The 17845-nt window shown below is 47.2% G+C and carries 21 protein-coding genes; 12 read left to right on the plus strand and 9 right to left on the minus strand.

The features are described from left to right. Positions 1-29 precede the first annotated feature (29 nt). The 7 genes from NQS30_RS18500 (at position 30) to nosA (ending at position 7733) form a co-directional block, all read left to right on the plus strand. Positions 30-683: a class A sortase gene (locus tag NQS30_RS18500; protein WP_025284410.1), complete on the plus strand. Its 654-nt coding sequence runs from the start codon at positions 30-32 to the stop codon at positions 681-683. 241 nt (positions 684-924) lie between these two features. After that, positions 925-2529: a sensor histidine kinase gene (locus NQS30_RS18505; RefSeq protein WP_085341813.1), complete on the plus strand. Its 1605-nt coding sequence runs from the start codon at positions 925-927 to the stop codon at positions 2527-2529. Further along, positions 2526-3206 carry a response regulator gene (locus tag NQS30_RS18510; protein ID WP_012117060.1) on the plus strand — a complete coding sequence of 227 codons (681 nt, stop codon included), beginning with the start codon at positions 2526-2528 and terminating at the stop codon, positions 3204-3206. The genes NQS30_RS18505 and NQS30_RS18510 overlap by 4 nt, the downstream gene beginning before the upstream one ends. A gap of 12 nt (positions 3207-3218) precedes the next feature. Next, positions 3219-4181 carry a tripartite tricarboxylate transporter substrate binding protein gene (locus NQS30_RS18515; protein ID WP_012117061.1) on the plus strand — a complete coding sequence of 321 codons (963 nt, stop codon included), beginning with the start codon at positions 3219-3221 and terminating at the stop codon, positions 4179-4181. A gap of 192 nt (positions 4182-4373) precedes the next feature. Further along, positions 4374-5672: an Mg(2+)/citrate complex secondary transporter CitM gene (gene citM / locus NQS30_RS18520; protein ID WP_099566489.1), complete on the plus strand. Its 1299-nt coding sequence runs from the start codon at positions 4374-4376 to the stop codon at positions 5670-5672. Positions 5673-5723: 51 nt separating this feature from the next. Next, positions 5724-6518, plus strand: a complete 795-nt coding sequence (locus tag NQS30_RS18525) for an MBL fold metallo-hydrolase (protein WP_099566490.1) — start codon at positions 5724-5726, stop codon at positions 6516-6518. A gap of 123 nt (positions 6519-6641) precedes the next feature. Further along, positions 6642-7733 carry a nitric oxide synthase gene (nosA, locus tag NQS30_RS18530; protein ID WP_007408487.1) on the plus strand — a complete coding sequence of 364 codons (1092 nt, stop codon included), beginning with the start codon at positions 6642-6644 and terminating at the stop codon, positions 7731-7733. On the opposite strand, the gene NQS30_RS18535 is transcribed toward nosA, so the two are convergent. Continuing rightward, positions 7727-7999: an acylphosphatase gene (locus NQS30_RS18535; RefSeq protein ID WP_025284412.1), complete on the minus strand. Its 273-nt coding sequence runs from the start codon at positions 7997-7999 to the stop codon at positions 7727-7729. The two genes, nosA and NQS30_RS18535, sit on opposite strands and share 7 nt — an antisense overlap. Before the next feature lie 67 nt (positions 8000-8066). Between NQS30_RS18535 and NQS30_RS18540 the strand changes: the two genes are divergently transcribed. Next, complete coding sequence (locus tag NQS30_RS18540) at positions 8067-8726, plus strand: MOSC domain-containing protein (RefSeq protein WP_015239385.1); 660 nt, start codon at positions 8067-8069, stop codon at positions 8724-8726. Positions 8727-8765: 39 nt separating this feature from the next. On the opposite strand, the gene NQS30_RS18545 is transcribed toward NQS30_RS18540, so the two are convergent. The 4 genes from NQS30_RS18545 to map all read right to left on the minus strand — a co-directional run bounded on the left by NQS30_RS18545 (position 8766) and on the right by map (position 10435). Next, positions 8766-8900 carry a YflJ family protein gene (locus tag NQS30_RS18545; RefSeq protein WP_003155609.1) on the minus strand — a complete coding sequence of 45 codons (135 nt, stop codon included), beginning with the start codon at positions 8898-8900 and terminating at the stop codon, positions 8766-8768. A gap of 179 nt (positions 8901-9079) precedes the next feature. Next, positions 9080-9235: a hypothetical protein gene (locus NQS30_RS18550; RefSeq protein ID WP_007610027.1), complete on the minus strand. Its 156-nt coding sequence runs from the start codon at positions 9233-9235 to the stop codon at positions 9080-9082. An 82-nt stretch (positions 9236-9317) separates the two neighbouring features. Next, positions 9318-9629 (minus strand): DUF3243 domain-containing protein, encoded by a 312-nt coding sequence (locus tag NQS30_RS18555; RefSeq protein ID WP_003155607.1) that lies wholly within the window; start codon positions 9627-9629, stop codon positions 9318-9320. Between the two features lie 56 nt (positions 9630-9685). Beyond that, on the minus strand, positions 9686-10435 hold the full coding sequence (gene map / locus NQS30_RS18560; protein ID WP_007408490.1) for a type I methionyl aminopeptidase: 750 nt from the start codon (positions 10433-10435) through the stop codon (positions 9686-9688). 164 nt (positions 10436-10599) lie between these two features. On the opposite strand from map, the gene nagE reads away from it, so the two are divergent. Both nagE and NQS30_RS18570 read left to right on the plus strand, forming a co-directional pair. Then, a complete protein-coding gene (gene nagE, locus NQS30_RS18565) occupies positions 10600-11982 on the plus strand; it encodes an N-acetylglucosamine-specific PTS transporter subunit IIBC (protein ID WP_012117066.1) in 1383 nt (460 codons plus the stop codon). A gap of 126 nt (positions 11983-12108) precedes the next feature. Further along, positions 12109-12552, plus strand: coding sequence for a YfmQ family protein (locus NQS30_RS18570; RefSeq protein WP_007408492.1), 444 nt, complete (start codon positions 12109-12111; stop codon positions 12550-12552). A 40-nt stretch (positions 12553-12592) separates the two neighbouring features. Here NQS30_RS18570 and ltaS read toward each other — a convergent pair whose 3' ends face one another. Further along, positions 12593-14530 (minus strand): lipoteichoic acid synthase, encoded by a 1938-nt coding sequence (ltaS, locus tag NQS30_RS18575; RefSeq protein ID WP_007610031.1) that lies wholly within the window; start codon positions 14528-14530, stop codon positions 12593-12595. A gap of 245 nt (positions 14531-14775) precedes the next feature. Between ltaS and NQS30_RS18580 the strand changes: the two genes are divergently transcribed. Next, positions 14776-15153: a DnaJ family domain-containing protein gene (locus tag NQS30_RS18580; RefSeq protein WP_218791524.1), complete on the plus strand. Its 378-nt coding sequence runs from the start codon at positions 14776-14778 to the stop codon at positions 15151-15153. A 9-nt stretch (positions 15154-15162) separates the two neighbouring features. Here the strand turns inward: NQS30_RS18580 and NQS30_RS18585 are convergent, their stop codons facing one another. Genes NQS30_RS18585 through NQS30_RS18595 form a run of 3 tightly spaced genes read right to left on the minus strand, consistent with a single transcriptional unit; the run spans position 15163 to position 16127 of the window. Next, entirely contained in the window at positions 15163-15594 is a 432-nt protein-coding gene (locus tag NQS30_RS18585) for an Hsp20/alpha crystallin family protein (RefSeq protein WP_003155596.1), read from the minus strand. A gap of 15 nt (positions 15595-15609) precedes the next feature. After that, positions 15610-15852, minus strand: a complete 243-nt coding sequence (locus tag NQS30_RS18590; protein ID WP_003155595.1) for a spore germination protein — start codon at positions 15850-15852, stop codon at positions 15610-15612. 14 nt (positions 15853-15866) lie between these two features. Continuing rightward, positions 15867-16127, minus strand: a complete 261-nt coding sequence (locus tag NQS30_RS18595) for a spore germination protein (protein WP_007408496.1) — start codon at positions 16125-16127, stop codon at positions 15867-15869. A 269-nt stretch (positions 16128-16396) separates the two neighbouring features. Here NQS30_RS18595 and treP point away from each other — a divergent pair, with 269 nt between their 5' ends. Continuing rightward, entirely contained in the window at positions 16397-17812 is a 1416-nt protein-coding gene (gene treP / locus NQS30_RS18600) for a PTS system trehalose-specific EIIBC component (RefSeq protein WP_025284416.1), read from the plus strand. The last annotated feature ends 33 nt before the right edge of the window (positions 17813-17845 follow it).

A 17845-nucleotide genomic window follows, 5' to 3' on the forward strand; every position in this document is an offset into this window, starting at 1 on the left:
GCATGACGTACAAGAAAGGAATTTTCTTCATGGTTAAAAAAATGATCATTGCCGTTCTTATTTTGTCCGGGCTGCTTCTCATTTCCTCTCCTCTCATGAAAGGCTGTTTGATCGCGTACCTCAGTAAAAGCCAAATTGAATCGGAATTGACCGCAGAACAAGCGCGGAAAAATAACATGAAAAAAGCGGACTATGATTTTGAATCCATTCATCCGCCCGGTTTCAGGGAAACAGTTCAGTCAAGTTTTAATCGCAAACCAAAACCGATAATCGGACGGATAACCATCAGCAGCATCGATTTAGACCTTCCGATTTTAAAAGGCACAACCAATGAAAACCTGCTGATCGGCGCGGCAACTATGCGTCCGGATCAGAAAATGGGCGAGGGAAACTACCCGTTGGCAGGCCACCATCTGAAGCAGGAGAACCTATTGTTCGGCCCTCTTTTACACATAAAAAAAGGCGCGCAAATCGTGATGACCGACTTTAGAAAAGACTATATTTATTCTGTAACATCAAAAACCATGATTTCAGAAATAGAAGCAAACGCAATTCAGGAGACAAAAGATAAAGAGATTACATTAATCACATGCGACAAAGCGGTAAGAACCGAAGGACGCCTGGCCGTCAAAGGGAAATTGATTGATATTTCCGGTCATTCAAATGTATCTCGGCCATCATAGAGAAACACTTTTTCAACTGAATATACGTCCGCTGTTAAACATCCCGAGACTGGCTTCTGTCAGTCTTTTTTTGCGCAGCGATTATAAAAAGTTCATCCTTCTTATCTCTCTTGAGGGAAATTATACCAGACTGCACTTTTTGAAAGAAATGACAAGAGAAAAAGATCACGAAAATTCTAAAAAGTGAGAAACAAAGATTTAAAAAGTGGTATGATTTTAGGAGGAAAGGACGGCTGGTGCTGTGTTGGAAGCGAAGCGGTTTTATGTCTCTCTGCAAATGAAAATCGCCGGATTAATTGCGGCTTTATTAATACTTGTCATCGGAACGCTCACAGTTATATTTGCCTTTCAGCAATTAAAGGAAGGCCAGAAGCAGGCTGAACAGCTGGCGGTGCAAACGGCAAAAACCATTTCATACATGCCTCCTGTAAAAGAGGCGTTCCGGCTTGCGGATCAAGAGGCTTTTACAAAGTTAGATGTCATTGAACAAATGAAAGAACAGGCAGGCGCGCACGCCGTCTACATCACTGATCAAAAAGGGCATGTTGCATTTCATTCGGCCCGAAGCAGTATTCCGAAAGAAAATCAAAATCTGCAAAATAAAACCGTCATGTTCGGCGGGTCACCGGTTTCCGACGGAATGAAGGCTGTCCGGGGGAGCGCCCCGGTTATTTTGGAGGAAAAAAATCATAACGAAGTCGTCGGAACGGTGACAGTCGAGTTTTTACAAGATGAGATAGAAAAAGATATGAAAGCGCATCTGCGGCATTTAGGCTATTTTGCATGTTTGGTGTTTCTTATCGGCATCGGGGGAGCGGCGGCGCTCGCAAAAAGCATCCGTAAAGATACACTCGGCCTTGAACCGCATGAAATTGCAGCGCTGTACAGGGAGCGCAATGCGATGCTCCTTGCGATTAAAGAAGGGATTATCGCCGTAAACAAAGAAGGCGCGGTAACCATGATGAATTTATCTGCGGCTGATATGCTGAATCTTCCGGAACCGATGATCGGAAGGCATATAAAAGAAATCATGCCGGGCGCAAATCTCATGCCGGTGTTGGCAGGGGGAGAATTACCGCCGAACGTGGAGGTGCGTGCCGGAGATAAAGTATTTATCTTAAACGTGAAAGAAATGAAGCAGACCGGACAAGTATACGGAGCGGTGATCAGCTTCCGCGAAAAAACGGAGCTCAAGAAACTCATTAACAAGCTGACTGAAATGAAAAAATACTCAGAGGATCTTCGGGCGCAAACGCATGAATTCTCGAATAAGCTTTACGCGATCCTCGGTCTGTTAGAGCTGGGAGAATATAATGAAGCCATTGAACTGATAAAAGAAGAGTACGCCATCCAGAATGAACAGCACGAAATCCTCTTTCAAAACATTCATTCACAGCGGGTTCAGGCCATACTATTAGGAAAAATGGGAAAGGCGTCTGAGAAGAAAGTGAAGCTTTCAATAGATGAAAACAGCTTTTTAGAATCGCTGCCGGAGCATGTGGGTTCATCTCAGCTCATTACGATCATCGGAAATCTTATTGATAACGCTTTCGAAGCCGTCGCCGAAAAAGAGAAAAAAGAGGTCGCCTTTTTTATGACCGATATCGGCAGGGATATCGTCATCGAAGTGGCGGACTCAGGAGACGGCGTGCCTCAGGAAAAAACAGAAACGATATTTGAAAAGGGCTACTCTTCAAAGGGGACGAGGAGAGGATACGGCTTAGCCAATCTGAAAGAAGCCGTCAGTGAATTGCAGGGATCGATAGAGATTTCGCAGCAAAAGAGCGGCGGTGCCGTATTTACGGTGTTTATACCGAAAGAAACGCCAAAGGGGGAATCTTTGTGATTAACATCGCGATTGCAGAGGACGACTTTCGAATAGCGCAAATTCACGAAAAATTTATCGAACATCTTGATGGATTCAATGTCATCGGTAAAGCAATCAATGCCAAAGACACCATATCGCTGCTTGAGAAACGGCAGCCTGATCTGCTGCTTTTGGATATTTATATGCCTGATGAGCTGGGGACAGATCTGCTTCCCCTTATCCGCGGCCGTTTTCCTTCCGTTGATATCATCATTATTACGGCTTCTGCCGAAACAAGACTGCTGCAGGAAGCGCTCAGGTCAGGCGTTTCCCACTATGTCATAAAGCCGGTGTCGGCACATAAATTTACAGAAGTGCTTTTGCAGTACCGGGAAAAAAGAGAATGGCTGCACTCACAGCCGGAGCTGAGCCAGTCCGTTATCGACATGTTTTTCGGAAGCGGTCAGAAAGAACAAAAACAGCTCAATGATCTGCCGACCGGGATTAATTCGATTACACTTCAAAAAATCAAAAACGCGCTCAGGGAAGCCCAAAAAGGGATGACGGCCGAAGAACTGGGCGAAAAAATGGGCGCCTCCAGAACAACGGCGCGGCGCTACGCCGAGTTTCTCGTTTCTCAGGAAGAAGCGCTCGCTGAATTAGAGTACGGCATTATCGGCAGGCCGGAACGGAAATATTATTTAGCACATGAATAAGGGATGGGAGAAATGAAGCGGTTGGGAGTGCTTCTTGTCATGCTGGCGGCGCTGGTTTCTTTTGACGGACGGCAGATGGCGGGCATCCGTTCAGCCGAAGGGCCGGTTGAAATTGTCGTCCCGGCGGCGCCTCAAGGGGGCTGGGACGTAACGGCAAAAGCTTTGCAATCGGTTATAGAGCGGAAGCAAATATTAGGCCGTCCCGTAAAGATCGTCTATAAACCCGGCGGAGGCGGAGACAGCGGCTGGAAATATGTAAACGAACGAAAAACGGATGTCATCAGTATGAATTCAAGCCTGCTGTTAAGCAATGAAATTTTGGGACAAAGCCGGCTGAAGGCAGCTGATTTTACGCCTTTGGCCATTATCGCAAAAGAGTGGCAGACCGTCGCTCTTCCGAAGGATTCAAAGATAAAAAGCGGAAAGCGGCTGCTCGGCGATATTAAAGCACATCCGGGCGGCATAAAAATCGGATTTGCGCCCGGCCTCGGAAATGATGACCAGCTCTCCTTTGCGAGAGCGGCGGAAATGGCCGGAATTTCTCCGTTTGATATCCGCTTTTTTCAATACGGGAGCAGCAATGAAGTCATTGAAGCTCTTATCAGCCACGAGATAGACGCCGCCTCAATGACCATTTCAGAAGCGAGAGACGCCTATCGGAAAGGGAAAATCACATTGGCGGCCGTTACGTCGGACAAAAGGCTCTCCGGCTTCAGCGATGTGCCGACATGGAAAGAGCAGGGGGTGCCGTTTGTCTTTGCGCACTGGAGAGGCATCATGGGGCCGAAAGACATGACCGAAGGCGAGATCGCCTATTGGGATCAGGCTTTGAAACAGATTACCTCATCCGCGGAGTGGAAGCAAATGTTGAAAAAACGGGATTGGGAGAGCTTTTATAAAAACAGCAGCGGCGCAAAACGCTTTTTAGAAGAGCAGACCGAGTTTTATAAAGAGATGATGAGCAGCGAAAAATAAGCCTTCCGCATATTTGCGGGAGGCTTTTTATTTATAAATGAACAAAATGAACGAAAAGGTTATAAAAAATTAAAAATCTTTAAAATCCAAAATATTTACTTCAATATCCAATTCTCATAAGATAGCAAAAAGGCGGATAAAGGGGATCGGGCCTTTAAAATGTAAGCGTATTCATGATAAGGGGGACATACTGTGTTAGCAATCTTAGGCTTTCTTATGATGCTTGTTTTTATGGTGCTGATTATGACAAAACGGCTTTCAGTGTTAACGGCGCTCGTATTAACGCCGATCGTGTTTGCGCTGTTTGCCGGGTTTTCTTTTAACCGGGTCGGCGAGATGATGATTTCCGGGATTGAACAGGTGGCGCCGATTGCAGTCATGATTATGTTTGCGATTCTTTATTTCGGCATTATGATTGATACCGGTTTATTTGATCCGATGGTGTCGCGTATTTTAAAGCTGGTTAAAGGCGACCCGCTCAAAATTGTAGTCGGAACAGCCGTTTTAACCATGCTTGTCGCACTGGACGGAGACGGCTCGACGACGTATATGATTACGACAAGCGCAATGCTGCCTTTGTATATCATGCTCGGAATCCGTCCGATTATTTTAGCGGGAATCGCCGGTGTCGGCATGGGTATCATGAACACGATACCATGGGGCGGCGCGACGCCGCGTGCGGCGAGTGCGCTCGGCGTTGACCCGGCAGAGCTGACGGGGCCGATGCTGCCTGTCATTGCCAGCGGAATGGTGTGTATGATTGTGGTCGCTTATGTACTCGGAAGGATGGAAAGGAAACGGCTCGGGGTGATCGAATTAAAGCAGCCGTCCCATACAAATGAAACGGCTGCGGCTGAGGAAGATGAATGGAGGCGGCCGAAACTGTGGTGGTTCAATTTACTGTTAACGCTTTCTTTAGTGGGATTTTTAGTGTCAGGAAAAGTGAATTTAACCGTGCTGTTCATCATTGCGTTTTGTATCGCGCTGATTGTCAACTATCCGAAGCTTAACGATCAAAGGGAGCGTATTTCAGCCCATTCGAGCAATGTGCTTGCGATCGGTTCGATGATTTTTGCCGCAGGCGTGTTTACCGGAATTTTAACGGGGACGAAGATGGTTGATGAGATGGCCATTTCCCTCGTATCGCTTATTCCGGAACAGATGGGGGGATTTATTCCGGCAATTGTTGCCTTAACGAGCGGTATTTTTACATTTCTGATGCCTAATGACGCCTATTTTTACGGCGTGCTGCCCATTTTATCCGAGACCGCCGTGGCGTACGGTGTAGATAAGGTGGAAATCGCCCGCGCTTCGATCATCGGCCAGCCGATTCATATGTTAAGCCCGCTCGTGCCGTCGACGCATTTATTAGTCGGGCTTGCCGGGGTCACCATTGATGAACACCAGAAATTTGCCATGAAATGGGCGGTTCTTGCCGTTATCGTCATGACGGCCTTTGCGCTCATCATCGGCGCAATCACGATTTTTTAACATAAAACACCCGGTTCGTCGCACACTAAAGGCATCAGAGGAGGTGCCATGATGAGTGATCCGTTTATGCCGCTTTTTTCAGTGAGAAGCGGGGCCGGTTTTAAAGCGGCGGACGGCGTTTACGGACTGACCGTGCAGATTGCGAATGTTTACTTTATCGAAAATCCCTCAGCTCCGCGGGAAATCATTCTGGTTGACGCTGGAATGCCTCAATCGGCGGAGATGATAACAGAAGAAATGAAACGCCGGTTCAAAGAGGGGTATCAGCTGAAGGCGGTCATTTTGACACACGGTCATTTTGATCATGTCGGTGCGATTGAAGAGCTGCTTGAGCTTTGGGATGTGCCGGTTTACATTCATGAAAAGGAGCTCCCGTACGTCACGGGGAAAGCGGATTATCCGCCTGCCAGGCCCGATGTGAAAAAGGGGCTTGTCGCAAAGCTGTCACCGCTGTTTCCGCGCCATACGATCCGCATTCCGTCCGTTCAGGCACTGCCTTCAGACGGTACCGTTCCGTTTCTTGAAGAATGGAAATGGGTGCATACGCCCGGCCACACACCCGGCCATATTTCATTATTCCGGGATAAAGACCGCGTTCTGCTTGCCGGTGATGCCGTGATCACTGTTGAACAGGAATCGCTTGCGGACGTTGTCATTCAAAAGCAAGAGCTTCACGGGCCGCCCGCTTATTTTACAGCGGATACGCAGACGGCGGCCGCATCCGTTCAGAAACTGGCCGAACTGGAGCCGGAAGCGCTTTTGACGGGTCACGGAATTCCGATGACGGGAAAAAACTACCGTGAGGATTTGCTTACACTGGCTGAAAAACTGCATTCCGTTTTGTAAAACACCTGCGAACATCACAGGTGTTTTTTCTTTGCAGTTTCCAGTATGATACAAAAAAACCATTGTGTTCACTCCTAAAAACGATACAATGGGAAACAGATGTAAATTGAAGGAGAGAGTTTTTTGAAACATACGGAAATACTTTGGGATGAGGCGAAGGATTTTATTGATGTCTGCTATCAGGAACTCGGAATGGAATCGCAAATCAACGCGCGTCTGCACGCGATAAAAGATGAGATAGATCGGACGGGAAGTTACGTCCATACGGCGGAAGAGCTTGAACACGGGGCGAAAATGGCGTGGCGCAACAGCAACCGCTGTATCGGGCGTCTGTTCTGGCAATCGCTGAACGTCATTGACCGGCGCGGTGTGAACACGAAAGAAGAGGTGCGCGACGCATTATTTGAACATATCAAAATCGCCACGAACGGCGGAAAAATTAAACCGACGATTACGATTTTCCCTCCTGAGAAGAATGGGGAAAAACAAGTGGAGATCTGGAATCACCAGCTCATCCGCTATGCGGGATATGAGACTGAAAAAGGAAGAGTCGGTGATCCGGCATCATATGAGCTGACGGCTGTCTGCGAAAAACTCGGCTGGCGCGGGAAGCGGACCGATTTTGATATTCTGCCGCTGCTTTTCCGGATGAAAGGGGACGGGCAGCCGGTCTGGTATGACCTGCCTCAGACGCTCGTGAAAGAAGTGCCGATCACCCATCCGGATATTGAAGAGTTTGCCGATTTAAATCTCAGATGGTACGGGGTTCCGATTATCGCCGATATGAGGCTTGAAATCGGCGGGCTGTCGTACAACGCGGCGCCTTTTAACGGATGGTATATGGGAACCGAAATCGGCGCAAGGAACCTTGCTGACGAAAAACGGTATGATATGCTCAAAAAAGCCGCTGCGGTCATGGGGATTTCCGCCAGCCTGAATACCGACCTGTGGAAGGATCAGGTGCTGGTGGAACTGAATAAGGCAGTGCTCTATTCATACAAAAAACACGGTGTCAGCATTGTCGATCACCATACGGCGGCGAATCAATTTAAACGCTTTGAAGAACAGGAACAAGACGCGGGAAGAAAGCTGACGGGCGACTGGACCTGGCTGATTCCGCCGATCTCGCCGGCTTCCACCCACATTTTCCATAAATCATATGACAATACGATTGTGAAGCCGAATTATTATTATCAGGACAAGCCTTATCAGTAACTGATGGTAAAAGTGCGGTACCCTTTCAGACGGTGTGATTCTTCGATGGTTATGCCGGTGACATTTGAGAAGGGGCTGCCTTTTCTGACTGCTTCGGCAAATTGTTTTAACGACTCTTCAGGACCTTCGGCAAGGATTTCCACCCGGCCGTCATCACGGTTTTTTACCCAGCCGGCTACCTTATGTCTGTCGGCTTCCATCTGGACGAAGTAGCGAAAACCTACGCCCTGAACCCGGCCGTCTGCAATCATATGATATTGAAGCATGGAAAAACCACCTTTTTCTTACTATGATAAAGGAAAGATATGAGATTTCGCAAAGGATGTGAACGAGGTGACGCAAGACTATTCTGTCTTATCTATCAATCTCGGAAAGCCCGCAATTCATGAATTTGCCGGCAGACAAATCAATTCCGGCATCATAAAGCGGCCCGCAGATTCTCCCGTCATGCTGTATAAAACCCATTTTGACGGGGACGGGCAAGCCGACTTGAAGCATCACGGAGGCCCCGATAAAGCGGTGTGCGTGTATCCCGCCGAGCATTATTCATATTGGGAAACAACGCTCGCGAGAAAACTTCCCGCCGCCGCGTTCGGGGAGAATGTAACGGTCAAAGGACTGGCCGAACAAGACGTGTGGATCGGAGACGTCTTTCAGCTGGGGGAAGCCGTCGTTCAAGTAAGCCAGCCGCGCCAGCCCTGCGTCAAACTCGCGCTCAAATATGGCATCAAAGATATGGTGCTCCGTGTACAGCAGACGGGATTTACCGGCTTTTATTTCAGGGTGCTTGAAGAAGGATATGTCGATCCGCGTCCCGTCCTCAAGCGTCTGTCGAGAGGAAAAGAAAGCATTTCCGTCTGGTATGCGAATGAAGTGAAATATCGTGATTCCGGCAATCTGTCAGCGATTGAAGAAATACTGCGGGAAGAAGCGCTGTCAGAAAGCTGGAGGGAGTCCTTCCTTAAAAAAAGAGACAGGCTCACTAATGTATAGAAAAAAGCCGTGCTGCACTGACAGCACGGCTGATTTACGTTATGCTTGTTTTTTTGTTTCCAGCAGATTGGCAAGGAAGTACTTTTTGAAGCTTTGAAGCTTTCTTCCTTCATAGTGGGTAATTCCTTTTTTCTTTAACTCTTCTACATACCAGCCTTTACTGCCATAATGCATGTCAGAAAACTCCTTTCTCCGTTCTCCCGTTGAGGAGAGTTTCTTCAGTTTTTGCCAAACTTTTGGCATTGTAACATCTATAAAAAGACGCTGAAAAGGGATAACGCAAAAACTGAGACTTTCGATTCAGAGATGTAAAGCTTTCTTACATATATATGTAAAGGGCGGTCTTTTCATGCTTAATGGCCGGTTAATTTTAACAGCACCGTTCCGAGTGTCATGATTCCGAAAACGACGCCGAAATAAACCAGCATCCCCTTCTTTTTCTTCACTCCGTAAACGGTAAGAATGATGCTTTCAATAAAGAAAATAAACCCGAAGATAATAAACCACATGTTGAAAAATGGCTCCTTTCACAGACATATGTCCAGTGTAGCACAACTCTTATAACGGAGCATAAAAAAGCCGGGCACTGTATCAGTGTCCGGCAAGTTTGACGAGAAGCTGGGCCAAATGCTGTTTTTCATTGTCATCCGCAATGTCCCACAGTTCTTGTAAGAGTTTTTCTTCCGCATTGCGGGGCTCCTCGTGTTTGGCGAGATAGTCCCCGAGGATGGCGGCGCTTTTGATGATTTTGCTGTCATCCAGACCCAGTTTTTTTCCGGCGGAAATTTTCTGATGAAGGTACGCCTTAAATTCCTCGAAATCCTCTAAAATCTGCTGTTTCGTTACGCCGTGCATGGCGTGTATTTCGTTTTCGATTTTGATTTTTTCTTTATCTTTTTTCATGCGTCTCCCTCCTTCGGGTTAGTTGTTGTATACCTGTTTGGAAGGGAGATGAAACATTACAATGCAGTTAAAATAATCGGTTTGTCTTTTGTGATCACGATGGTGTGTTCCACTTGGGCGACAAGGCTTTTATCCGGCGTTTTAAACGTCCAGCCGTCTCCCGCTTCAACAATCGTTTCCGCTTTCGTGGAAATAAACGGCTCAAGCGCGATCACGGTTCCGTTTTTAAACAGCGCGTTATCAAACGGATCATAGTAATTCATGATGTGGTTCGGCGCTTCATGGAGGTTTCTGCCGATTCCGTGGCCCGTCAGCGTTTTAATAACGGTAAATCCATTGGAGCGGGCTTCATGATAGACGGCTCTGCCGATCTGGTTTTGGCGTTTGCCGGCTTTTGCCTGATCCAATCCTTTCTGAAATGCGGATGCTGCGCAATTACAAAGCTTTTGCAGACGTTCATCGCCTTCTCCGAGTACAAATGAAATTCCCGTATCGGAATAAAAACCGCCGAACTCCGCCGAAATATCGATATTTACAAGATCTCCGGCTTTTAAGATTTTAGAGGCGCTCGGAATGCCGTGAGCGACTTCGTCATTTACGCTGATGCATGTCACGCCCGGGAAATCGTATTCCTTCTCCGGAGCGGAAGCGGCTCCGTGCTCGTCAAGCACCGCCTTTCCGATCAGGTCAAGATCTTTCGTGCTCATGCCGGGCTCGGCTTTTTTCTTCATTTCTTCACGCGCCAGCGCGACGATTCTGCCGATTTTTTTAAGGCCTTCTAATTCTTGATCGTTCGTTACAATCATTGTCATTCCCGCTTTCTATTTTTAATCATCTGATTCAAGCTTACCACAACTGGTTTATAAATAGAAAACCAACAAGCCTTATGTGAATAAATGAAGGAAAATTGGTATAGATCACTAGATAACTTATGTGGTATATTTAAGAAAAAAGAAGGGGGATGGGTAAAATGCTTCAATTTTTGCAAAAACTCGGAAAATCATTTATGCTTCCGATTGCCGTTCTGCCCGCCGTTGGTATTATTTTGGCCATCGGCAGAGAGGACTTATTAAATATTCCGTTCATTTACGCGGCGGGGACCGCGGTATTTGATCATCTGCCGCTGATTTTCGCGATCGGAATCGCGATCGGGATTTCGAAAGACAGCAACGGGGCCGCCGCTCTGTCGGGAGCAATTTCTTATATCATGCTGGACGCGGCTGTAAAATCAATCAATTCGACAAATAATATGGCCGTTTTCGGAGGGATTATCGCGGGGTTAATTGCGGGATACACGTATAATCGCTTTAAAGATACGAAGCTGCCCGAATATCTCGGGTTTTTCAGCGGGCGCAGGCTCGTTCCGATTGTAACGGCGCTGATTACCATTATTTTGGCGGGGATCTTCGGATTTGTGTGGCCGCCGATTCAGTCGGTGATTACGTCTTTCGGGGAATGGATGATCGGGCTTGGCGGAATCGGCGCCGGGATTTACGGGATTTTTAACCGGCTTTTGATTCCATTCGGCCTTCATCATGTGCTGAATAATATTTTTTGGTTCCAGTTTGGCGATTTTCACGGAAAAACGGGAGATCTGGCCCGCTTCTTTGCGAAGGATCCGACGGCGGGAACTTATATGACGGGATTCTTCCCGATTATGATGTTCGGGCTTCCTGCCGCATGTCTGGCAATGATTGCCGCGGCTAAGCCAAGCAAGCGCAAAGCGACGGCCGGGATGATGATCGGTCTCGCGCTGACGGCATTTATTACCGGAATTACAGAGCCGATTGAATTTGCATTTATGTTTTTATCACCGCTTTTATACGGGGTTCATGCTATATTAACCGGGTTCTCTTTATTTATCGTGAATGTTCTCGGAATCAGGTCAGGTTTTTCATTCTCGGCGGGGGCGATCGATTATCTCCTCAGCTACGGCATTGCCGAAAAACCGCTTTTGCTGCTCGTTGTCGGGCTTTGTTATGCAGTGATCTATTTTGTCGTCTTCTATATGCTCATCAAAACGTTAAACTTGAAAACGCCGGGACGGGAAGATGATGAGGAAGAGGAAGAAGTGCTTAGTGAAGATACGGCCGGTTCCGTCGAAGAACATGCCATGCTCAAGGGGCTCGGCGGCAGGCAAAACCTCGAAACGATTGATCACTGTGCGACCCGCCTCAGGCTGACCGTGCAGGATACGTCTCTCATTAATGAGGCGGCGCTTAAAAAAGCGGGAGCAAAAGGAGTTATCAAAACGGGGAATAAAACGGCACAGGTCATTATCGGGCCGAACGTCGAATTTGTCGCGGAAGAGCTGAGAGAAGCCGTCCGCCTTGACGATCAGAAGCAGACTTGATAAATCCGGATCACCTATGTGATCCGGATTTTTTTTGAACATATATCAAGTTTCACATAATGTACAAAAAACAACGTTTTCTTCTATGTTAAGATTCATGTAGAACAAGTATGGAGATGATGTAAGGTGACATGGATTGCAGTTGTTTCAATTGTTGTCATAAGCCTGATTAAGATTGTGCTGACATGCCTTCCTACCGGAGCGGTGGAATGGATCCTCCGCAAGTTTGAAACCCATTCAAAGCTTAGTGACGCGTCCGCTGCCGTTTCCCTCGGCGGAAAACGTCTGGAAGGCGAAGACAAACGCCGGGTGATTGATGATTTTAACGAAGCCGTGTTTATCGAACGGCATTATATATACCCAGGGGATGAAGAGCGTTATCTTCATCCGCAAAACGGAGCCGATCCGCTTGTCATTAAGACGAGAAAAGGAAAAAAAGATGTGACGGTGTTTGTATACAGCTACGAAGATCATGTAGATGTCGTCAAACAGCAGAAAAAGAAAGTCGTCGCTTATTCAGTTCTTTCCGACAGCCTGCAAAAGCGCTCTATGGCCGCCGCCGGGAGCTGAACATAAAAAAGCCAGATCATTGATATGATCTGGCTTTTGTTTATTCTTTTTGATCATCTGCTGAGGAATCTTCACGCTTCGTATAATCGAATTGTGAAGGATCCACTTTCTTAAAGCCTTTCGGCTGATAGAAACGAAGCAGATCGCCGTTGATGATCTTATCAGACATTTCAAGCTCAGTCTTGACGAGAGAGTCTTCTTTTTTGTCGACTTCTGAATCATCTAAAAGTCTTCCGGTTTTCGTATCGTAATACTTGCCGGACACTTTCGTATAGTTCGGTGAGATGAAGTCTCCGTTACGGAACGGAATGACTTCTCTGTGCTCTTTCGATAAGATATCTGAACCTGACATGAGATAATCTTTCGTATCGACGCCGAGCAGATGAAGAACGGTCGGCGCGACATCGACTTCACCGGCAAATTTGTGATTACGGCCGCCTTTCACGCCGGGAGCGTGGATAAAGAGCGGCACCCGCTGAAGCTGGGCATTGTCGTATTCAGTGATCTCATCTTTGCCGAGCACTTTCGCCATCGCTTTATTATGGTTTTCGGAGATACCGTAGTGGTCTCCGTACATCACGATAATCGACTTATCGTACAGGCCGTCTTTTTTCAGGTCATGAAAGAACTGTTCAATTGATTCATCCAGATAGTTCGCGGACTGGAAGTAATTATTAACGACTGAATCGCCAAAGTCTCCCGCCGGGAAGTCCGTGTCTTCTTTATCCATTCCGAACGGGAAGTGGTTGGACAGCGTAATGAACTTCGTATAGAACGGCTGCGGCAGGCTCTTTAAGAGCGGCATGGATTCTTTGAAATACGGTTTGTCTTTCATGCCGTAGTTTTTCGTGTTTTCTTCGCTCATGTCATAATAAGCGGAATCGAAAAACTTATCGATGCCTTCCGCTTTGTACATTTCGTTACGGTTCCAGAAAGTCTGCGTATTTCCGTGGAAAGCGGCAGACGTGTACTTTTTGCCTTTTAAGATCGCAGGAACGGACTGCAGCGTGTTTTGCGCTTTATTGACGAAAACCGAACCTTGCGAAAGCGGGTACAGAGAGTTCTCCATCATAAATTCCGCATCAGATGTTTTACCTTGTCCCGTTTGGTGGAAAAAGTTATCAAAGTAGAATGTTTGATTATCGTGCGCCAGCTTATTTAAAAACGGCGTCACTTCCTTGCCGTTAATTTTATAGTCAATGATAAAGGATTGCAGAGACTCTAATGAGACGTAGATGACGTTTTTTCCTTCGGCTTTTCCGAAGTAGACGTTATTCGGCACGTCATAGTTGGCCTTCATATAGTTTTCCACATCCGTTACATCGCTTGAATCGGCAAGCGCGCGCTGGCTGTTTGATTTCACATTCTGCACGGCATCGTAAATCGTAAAGTTGTACGTGCCCAAGTATTTCACCAGATAGTTTCGGTCAAATGAGCGTGTCAAAAGCTCAGGACGGTCGGATTCCGCGACGGCGAGGTTGATCAGGAACATAAGCACGGCGGAAGCCAAAACGATTCTGAATGATTTCTTCGCCGGTTTTTCAGCCGGTTTTCTCATCTTAAGGGCCAAAATAATCAAAATGACGGTATCCAGGAAGTAGAAGGCGTCTGTCCATCTCATTAACGAGAACGCGCTGTCTCCGAGCTGGCCGCCGTTTGTCTTTGCCTGCATCATGACCGGGATGGTAATGAAATCATTAAAGAATCTATAATAGACGATGTTTGCAAAAAGCAAAAAAGACAATAAAAAATGAATCACAATAATGGCTGTCTGCTGTAATTTTTTCTTGAAAAGAAGCCCAAATCCAAGAAAGAACAAGCTGGAGCTCAGCGGATTCACAAAAAGCAATATTTTCTGGATCGTGTTGTCTATGCCGAGGTTAAAGTTTAAAATATAAGCGACATATGTTTTCACCCACAATAACACGACCGCTATCAAGAAGAAGGCAAGTCCTCTTTCTTTTATAAATGTTTTCATTGTTACACTCCTTTTTTCCGATCACGGTTTAAACGGAACGATAGAAAAAACGAACGTAATCAATATACCATGAAACCAGCAAATAGAAAAGGTGGAAAAGGCTCATCGGAAAAAGGGCGAAAAACGCTGTCGCAACGGCGGTTAATCTGTTGAATGACAGCTTTAAAACATATAAATGGAACAAACTGGGATTTGTGTTTCCGTATGATCATACCCGGTTCTATTGAAAAAAGAGGTGAACAGTGATGGATATTGCCCATATCGTGGCTGAAGATAAAATCAAGCGCGCCATTAAGGACGGAGAGTTCGCCGGCATCAAAGGAATGGGAAAGCCCCTGCCGAAAGACGATGCCGCACATCTTCCGGAGTCGCTCAGAATGGGCTACAGCATATTAAAAAACGCCGGGATCGCCGAGGATGAGGGCGCGCTGAAGAAAGAGCTGATGACGCTCGATTATTTGATCGCCAAGTGCCGCAATGAACAGGAGCGGGATCACTTGCGGAACAAACGGACGGAAAAACAAGTCAGACTCGACAAACTGACGGAGGAGAAAGCCATGTTCTCAAAACCCGCATCTTCTCATTATAAGGAGAAAGTGTACAGACGGCTGGGCCGCCCGTAAGCCGGCTCTTTAGATTTTTTTCTGAAAAGGAATGTGCTCCATAAGGCGCGGGTAGGAAATGTGGAGCAGGCCGTTTACGCACTGCGCCTGTAACAGGTGGGGCTCAGCCGGTTCAGGAAGCTCAATCGTCTCATCGATTTCCCCGTAATACCGGTTTTGGCAGACGCCCATGTTCTTTGGAAAAAGGGGTGTGATGTTTCCTCTGATATGCAGCCGTGTTCTTGACAGCAGCCTCAATGTCAATTCTTCTTCGTAAACGCCGGGCATTTCCACAATGACGAATGTGTGCTGTTCATCCTGATAAATATCATAAGTCAGGGTGTTTTTTTGTAAGGAGAAAAAATCTTCGGGAGATTTCCGTTTCAGGACATTGGTCCAAAAGTCGCTGGGCTTGTGCTCGTTCGTAATCTCAAGCCACTTTCTCATTTTTTCGATATCCACTTCGGCAGAACCTCCCTATATTTGATTTGCGATCGGCATTGACGGGTTGGCGATCTGATCCTGATCGCTCACGTCAGGGTCAAGATGGCCCGAATTCAAACATCCGGCGGCCGGCGAAAAATCCCCTAAAGAAAAGTTCGCGCCGACAAATTTGCTGTTGGCGGTGTGGCTGTTTTGTACGGTCTGACCGATATCGACGTTTCCGTTTTGCGTTGCTCCGTTTACTTTTATATTGACGACGTTAATTTGGTAAGGCATTCATAAAAACCCCTTTAATCTATAATGGGCGGCACCGGCGTAATATTTGCGGTATCTGCGGTTCCGATGGCTGTCTGGTCGTTGACATCAGGATCATTTAACAAGTTCTCCATCATCGATTCTATAGGTGACGTATCGCCGAATGAAGAGTTCAGTCCTTGTGATTTGTTATTTGTGGTGGGACTGTTGTATGCCGCTTCCCCAATCGTAATAGATCCGTTGCCAGAAATACTGTTAATCTTCAAATAGTACAGGTTGATAACAGTGGATGGCATCTCTTCACACCTCTTTAACTTAGTTGTACAGTACTGTATGCTTTTTGTGCTCCTGTTGTGAATTCCGCCCGGACATGTTCCCGATAAACAAGAAGTCAAGGCCCGGTTCCGGCGGGGCTTTTTTTGTTTCAGGGTCTTTCGCAGTATATTTGTGATGAAAGCGCTATAAAAATAGATTGACGACATGTATATACATCATTACAATAGAGTCATAAACATGTATATACAAGTTTGTAAGACAAAATGAAAACGGTTACGGAGGGGTTGGCATGGGTGAGTTTAACCGGGCTGCGCGGCAGATCGCTGAAGCTGTCGGCGGAATCGAAAATATTGAGGCGGCGACTCATTGTGTGACGCGTTTGCGGTTTGCATTAATAGATGAAACCAAAGTAAACCAAAAAATGCTTGATGCAATAGACATTGTCAAAGGATCTTTTGCGGTAAACGGGCAGTTTCAAGTCGTGATCGGGCAGGGGACGGTCAACAAAGTATATGCGGAATTAGTGAAGGAAACGGGGATGGGCGAAGCGTCCAAGGATGACGTGAAGAAGGCTGCGGCGCAAAAAATGAATCCTTTACAGCGTGCTGTGAAAACGCTTGCGGACATCTTTATTCCGATCTTGCCGGCGATCGTCACGGCCGGGCTTTTAATGGGTCTGAACAACATCTTAACGGCGGAAGGCATTTTCTACAGCGCCAAATCGATTGTCCAAGTGTATCCGCAATGGGCGGATCTCGCCAATATGATTAATCTGATCGCGGGGACGGCCTTCGCTTTTCTGCCGGCTTTAATCGGCTGGTCGGCAGTGAAGCGGTTCGGAGGAAGCCCGCTCTTGGGTATCGTGCTAGGGCTGATGCTGGTGCATCCTGATCTGTTAAACGCATGGGGCTACGGGGCTGCCGAGCAGAGCGGCGATATTCCGGTGTGGAACCTGTTCGGCCTTGAGGTGCAGAAAGTCGGGTATCAAGGTCAGGTGCTCCCAATTCTGCTGGCGTCTTATTTACTTGCCAGGCTTGAGCTCTTTTTGACGAAACGGACGCCGGAGGGCATTCAGCTGTTAGTCGTCGCGCCGGTGACGCTTTTGGTCATCGGTTTTCTATCCTTTGTCATCATCGGTCCGATCACCTTTGCGATCGGTAACGCGCTGACGGCGGGATTGATTGCCGTTTTCGGCCAATTCTCCGCCATCGGAGGCCTGCTGTACGGAGGGCTGTATTCGGCGCTTGTGATCACGGGGATGCACCATACGTTTCTCGCGGTCGATCTTCAATTAATCGGATCAAAGCTCGGCGGCACATTTTTATGGCCGATGCTCGCATTGTCAAATATCGCTCAAGGGTCGGCAGCTTTGGCCATGATGTTGATTACAAAAGATAAAAAACAGCGGGGGCTTTCACTGACGGCCGGCATTTCCGCATATTTGGGCATTACCGAACCGGCGATTTTCGGCGTGAATCTGCGTTACAAATTTCCGTTTGTGATCGCCATGATCAGCTCGGGAATCGCGGGGATGTTCATCTCCGTCAAAGGCGTTCTCGCAAGCTCGGTCGGAGTCGGCGGCGTGCCGGGGATCTTCTCCATTATGAGCCGGTACTGGGGTCCGTTTGCGATCGGAATGCTGATCGTGCTGATTCTCCCGTTTGCGGGAACATACGGGTATGCGCGGCTGAAACGGCAAAAATAAAAAACCTGCGGGGCGCCTTCTATCAGGCTGTCC

The sequence above is a fragment of the Bacillus sp. B1(2022) genome (genome assembly GCF_040259625.1).
GTDB classification, from domain to species: Bacteria; Bacillota; Bacilli; order Bacillales; family Bacillaceae; genus Bacillus; species Bacillus velezensis.

What these genes read in the sequence shown, in the direction of transcription:
- NQS30_RS18500 (WP_025284410.1), top strand. Translation starts at nt 30, where the DNA reads ATGGTTAAAAAAATGATCATTGCCGTTCTTATTTTGTCCGGGCTGCTT.
- NQS30_RS18515 (WP_012117061.1), top strand. Translation starts at nt 3,219, where the DNA reads ATGAAGCGGTTGGGAGTGCTTCTTGTCATGCTGGCGGCGCTGGTTTCT.
- NQS30_RS18525 (WP_099566490.1), top strand. Translation starts at nt 5,724, where the DNA reads ATGAGTGATCCGTTTATGCCGCTTTTTTCAGTGAGAAGCGGGGCCGGT.
- NQS30_RS18535 (WP_025284412.1), bottom strand. Translation starts at nt 7,999, where the DNA reads ATGCTTCAATATCATATGATTGCAGACGGCCGGGTTCAGGGCGTAGGT.
- NQS30_RS18545 (WP_003155609.1), bottom strand. Translation starts at nt 8,900, where the DNA reads ATGCATTATGGCAGTAAAGGCTGGTATGTAGAAGAGTTAAAGAAAAAA.
- NQS30_RS18550 (WP_007610027.1), bottom strand. Translation starts at nt 9,235, where the DNA reads ATGTGGTTTATTATCTTCGGGTTTATTTTCTTTATTGAAAGCATCATT.
- NQS30_RS18555 (WP_003155607.1), bottom strand. Translation starts at nt 9,629, where the DNA reads ATGAAAAAAGATAAAGAAAAAATCAAAATCGAAAACGAAATACACGCC.
- map (WP_007408490.1), bottom strand. Translation starts at nt 10,435, where the DNA reads ATGATTGTAACGAACGATCAAGAATTAGAAGGCCTTAAAAAAATCGGC.
- nagE (WP_012117066.1), top strand. Translation starts at nt 10,600, where the DNA reads ATGCTTCAATTTTTGCAAAAACTCGGAAAATCATTTATGCTTCCGATT.
- ltaS (WP_007610031.1), bottom strand. Translation starts at nt 14,530, where the DNA reads ATGAAAACATTTATAAAAGAAAGAGGACTTGCCTTCTTCTTGATAGCG.
- NQS30_RS18580 (WP_218791524.1), top strand. Translation starts at nt 14,776, where the DNA reads ATGGATATTGCCCATATCGTGGCTGAAGATAAAATCAAGCGCGCCATT.
- NQS30_RS18590 (WP_003155595.1), bottom strand. Translation starts at nt 15,852, where the DNA reads ATGCCTTACCAAATTAACGTCGTCAATATAAAAGTAAACGGAGCAACG.
- NQS30_RS18595 (WP_007408496.1), bottom strand. Translation starts at nt 16,127, where the DNA reads ATGCCATCCACTGTTATCAACCTGTACTATTTGAAGATTAACAGTATT.
- treP (WP_025284416.1), top strand. Translation starts at nt 16,397, where the DNA reads ATGGGTGAGTTTAACCGGGCTGCGCGGCAGATCGCTGAAGCTGTCGGC.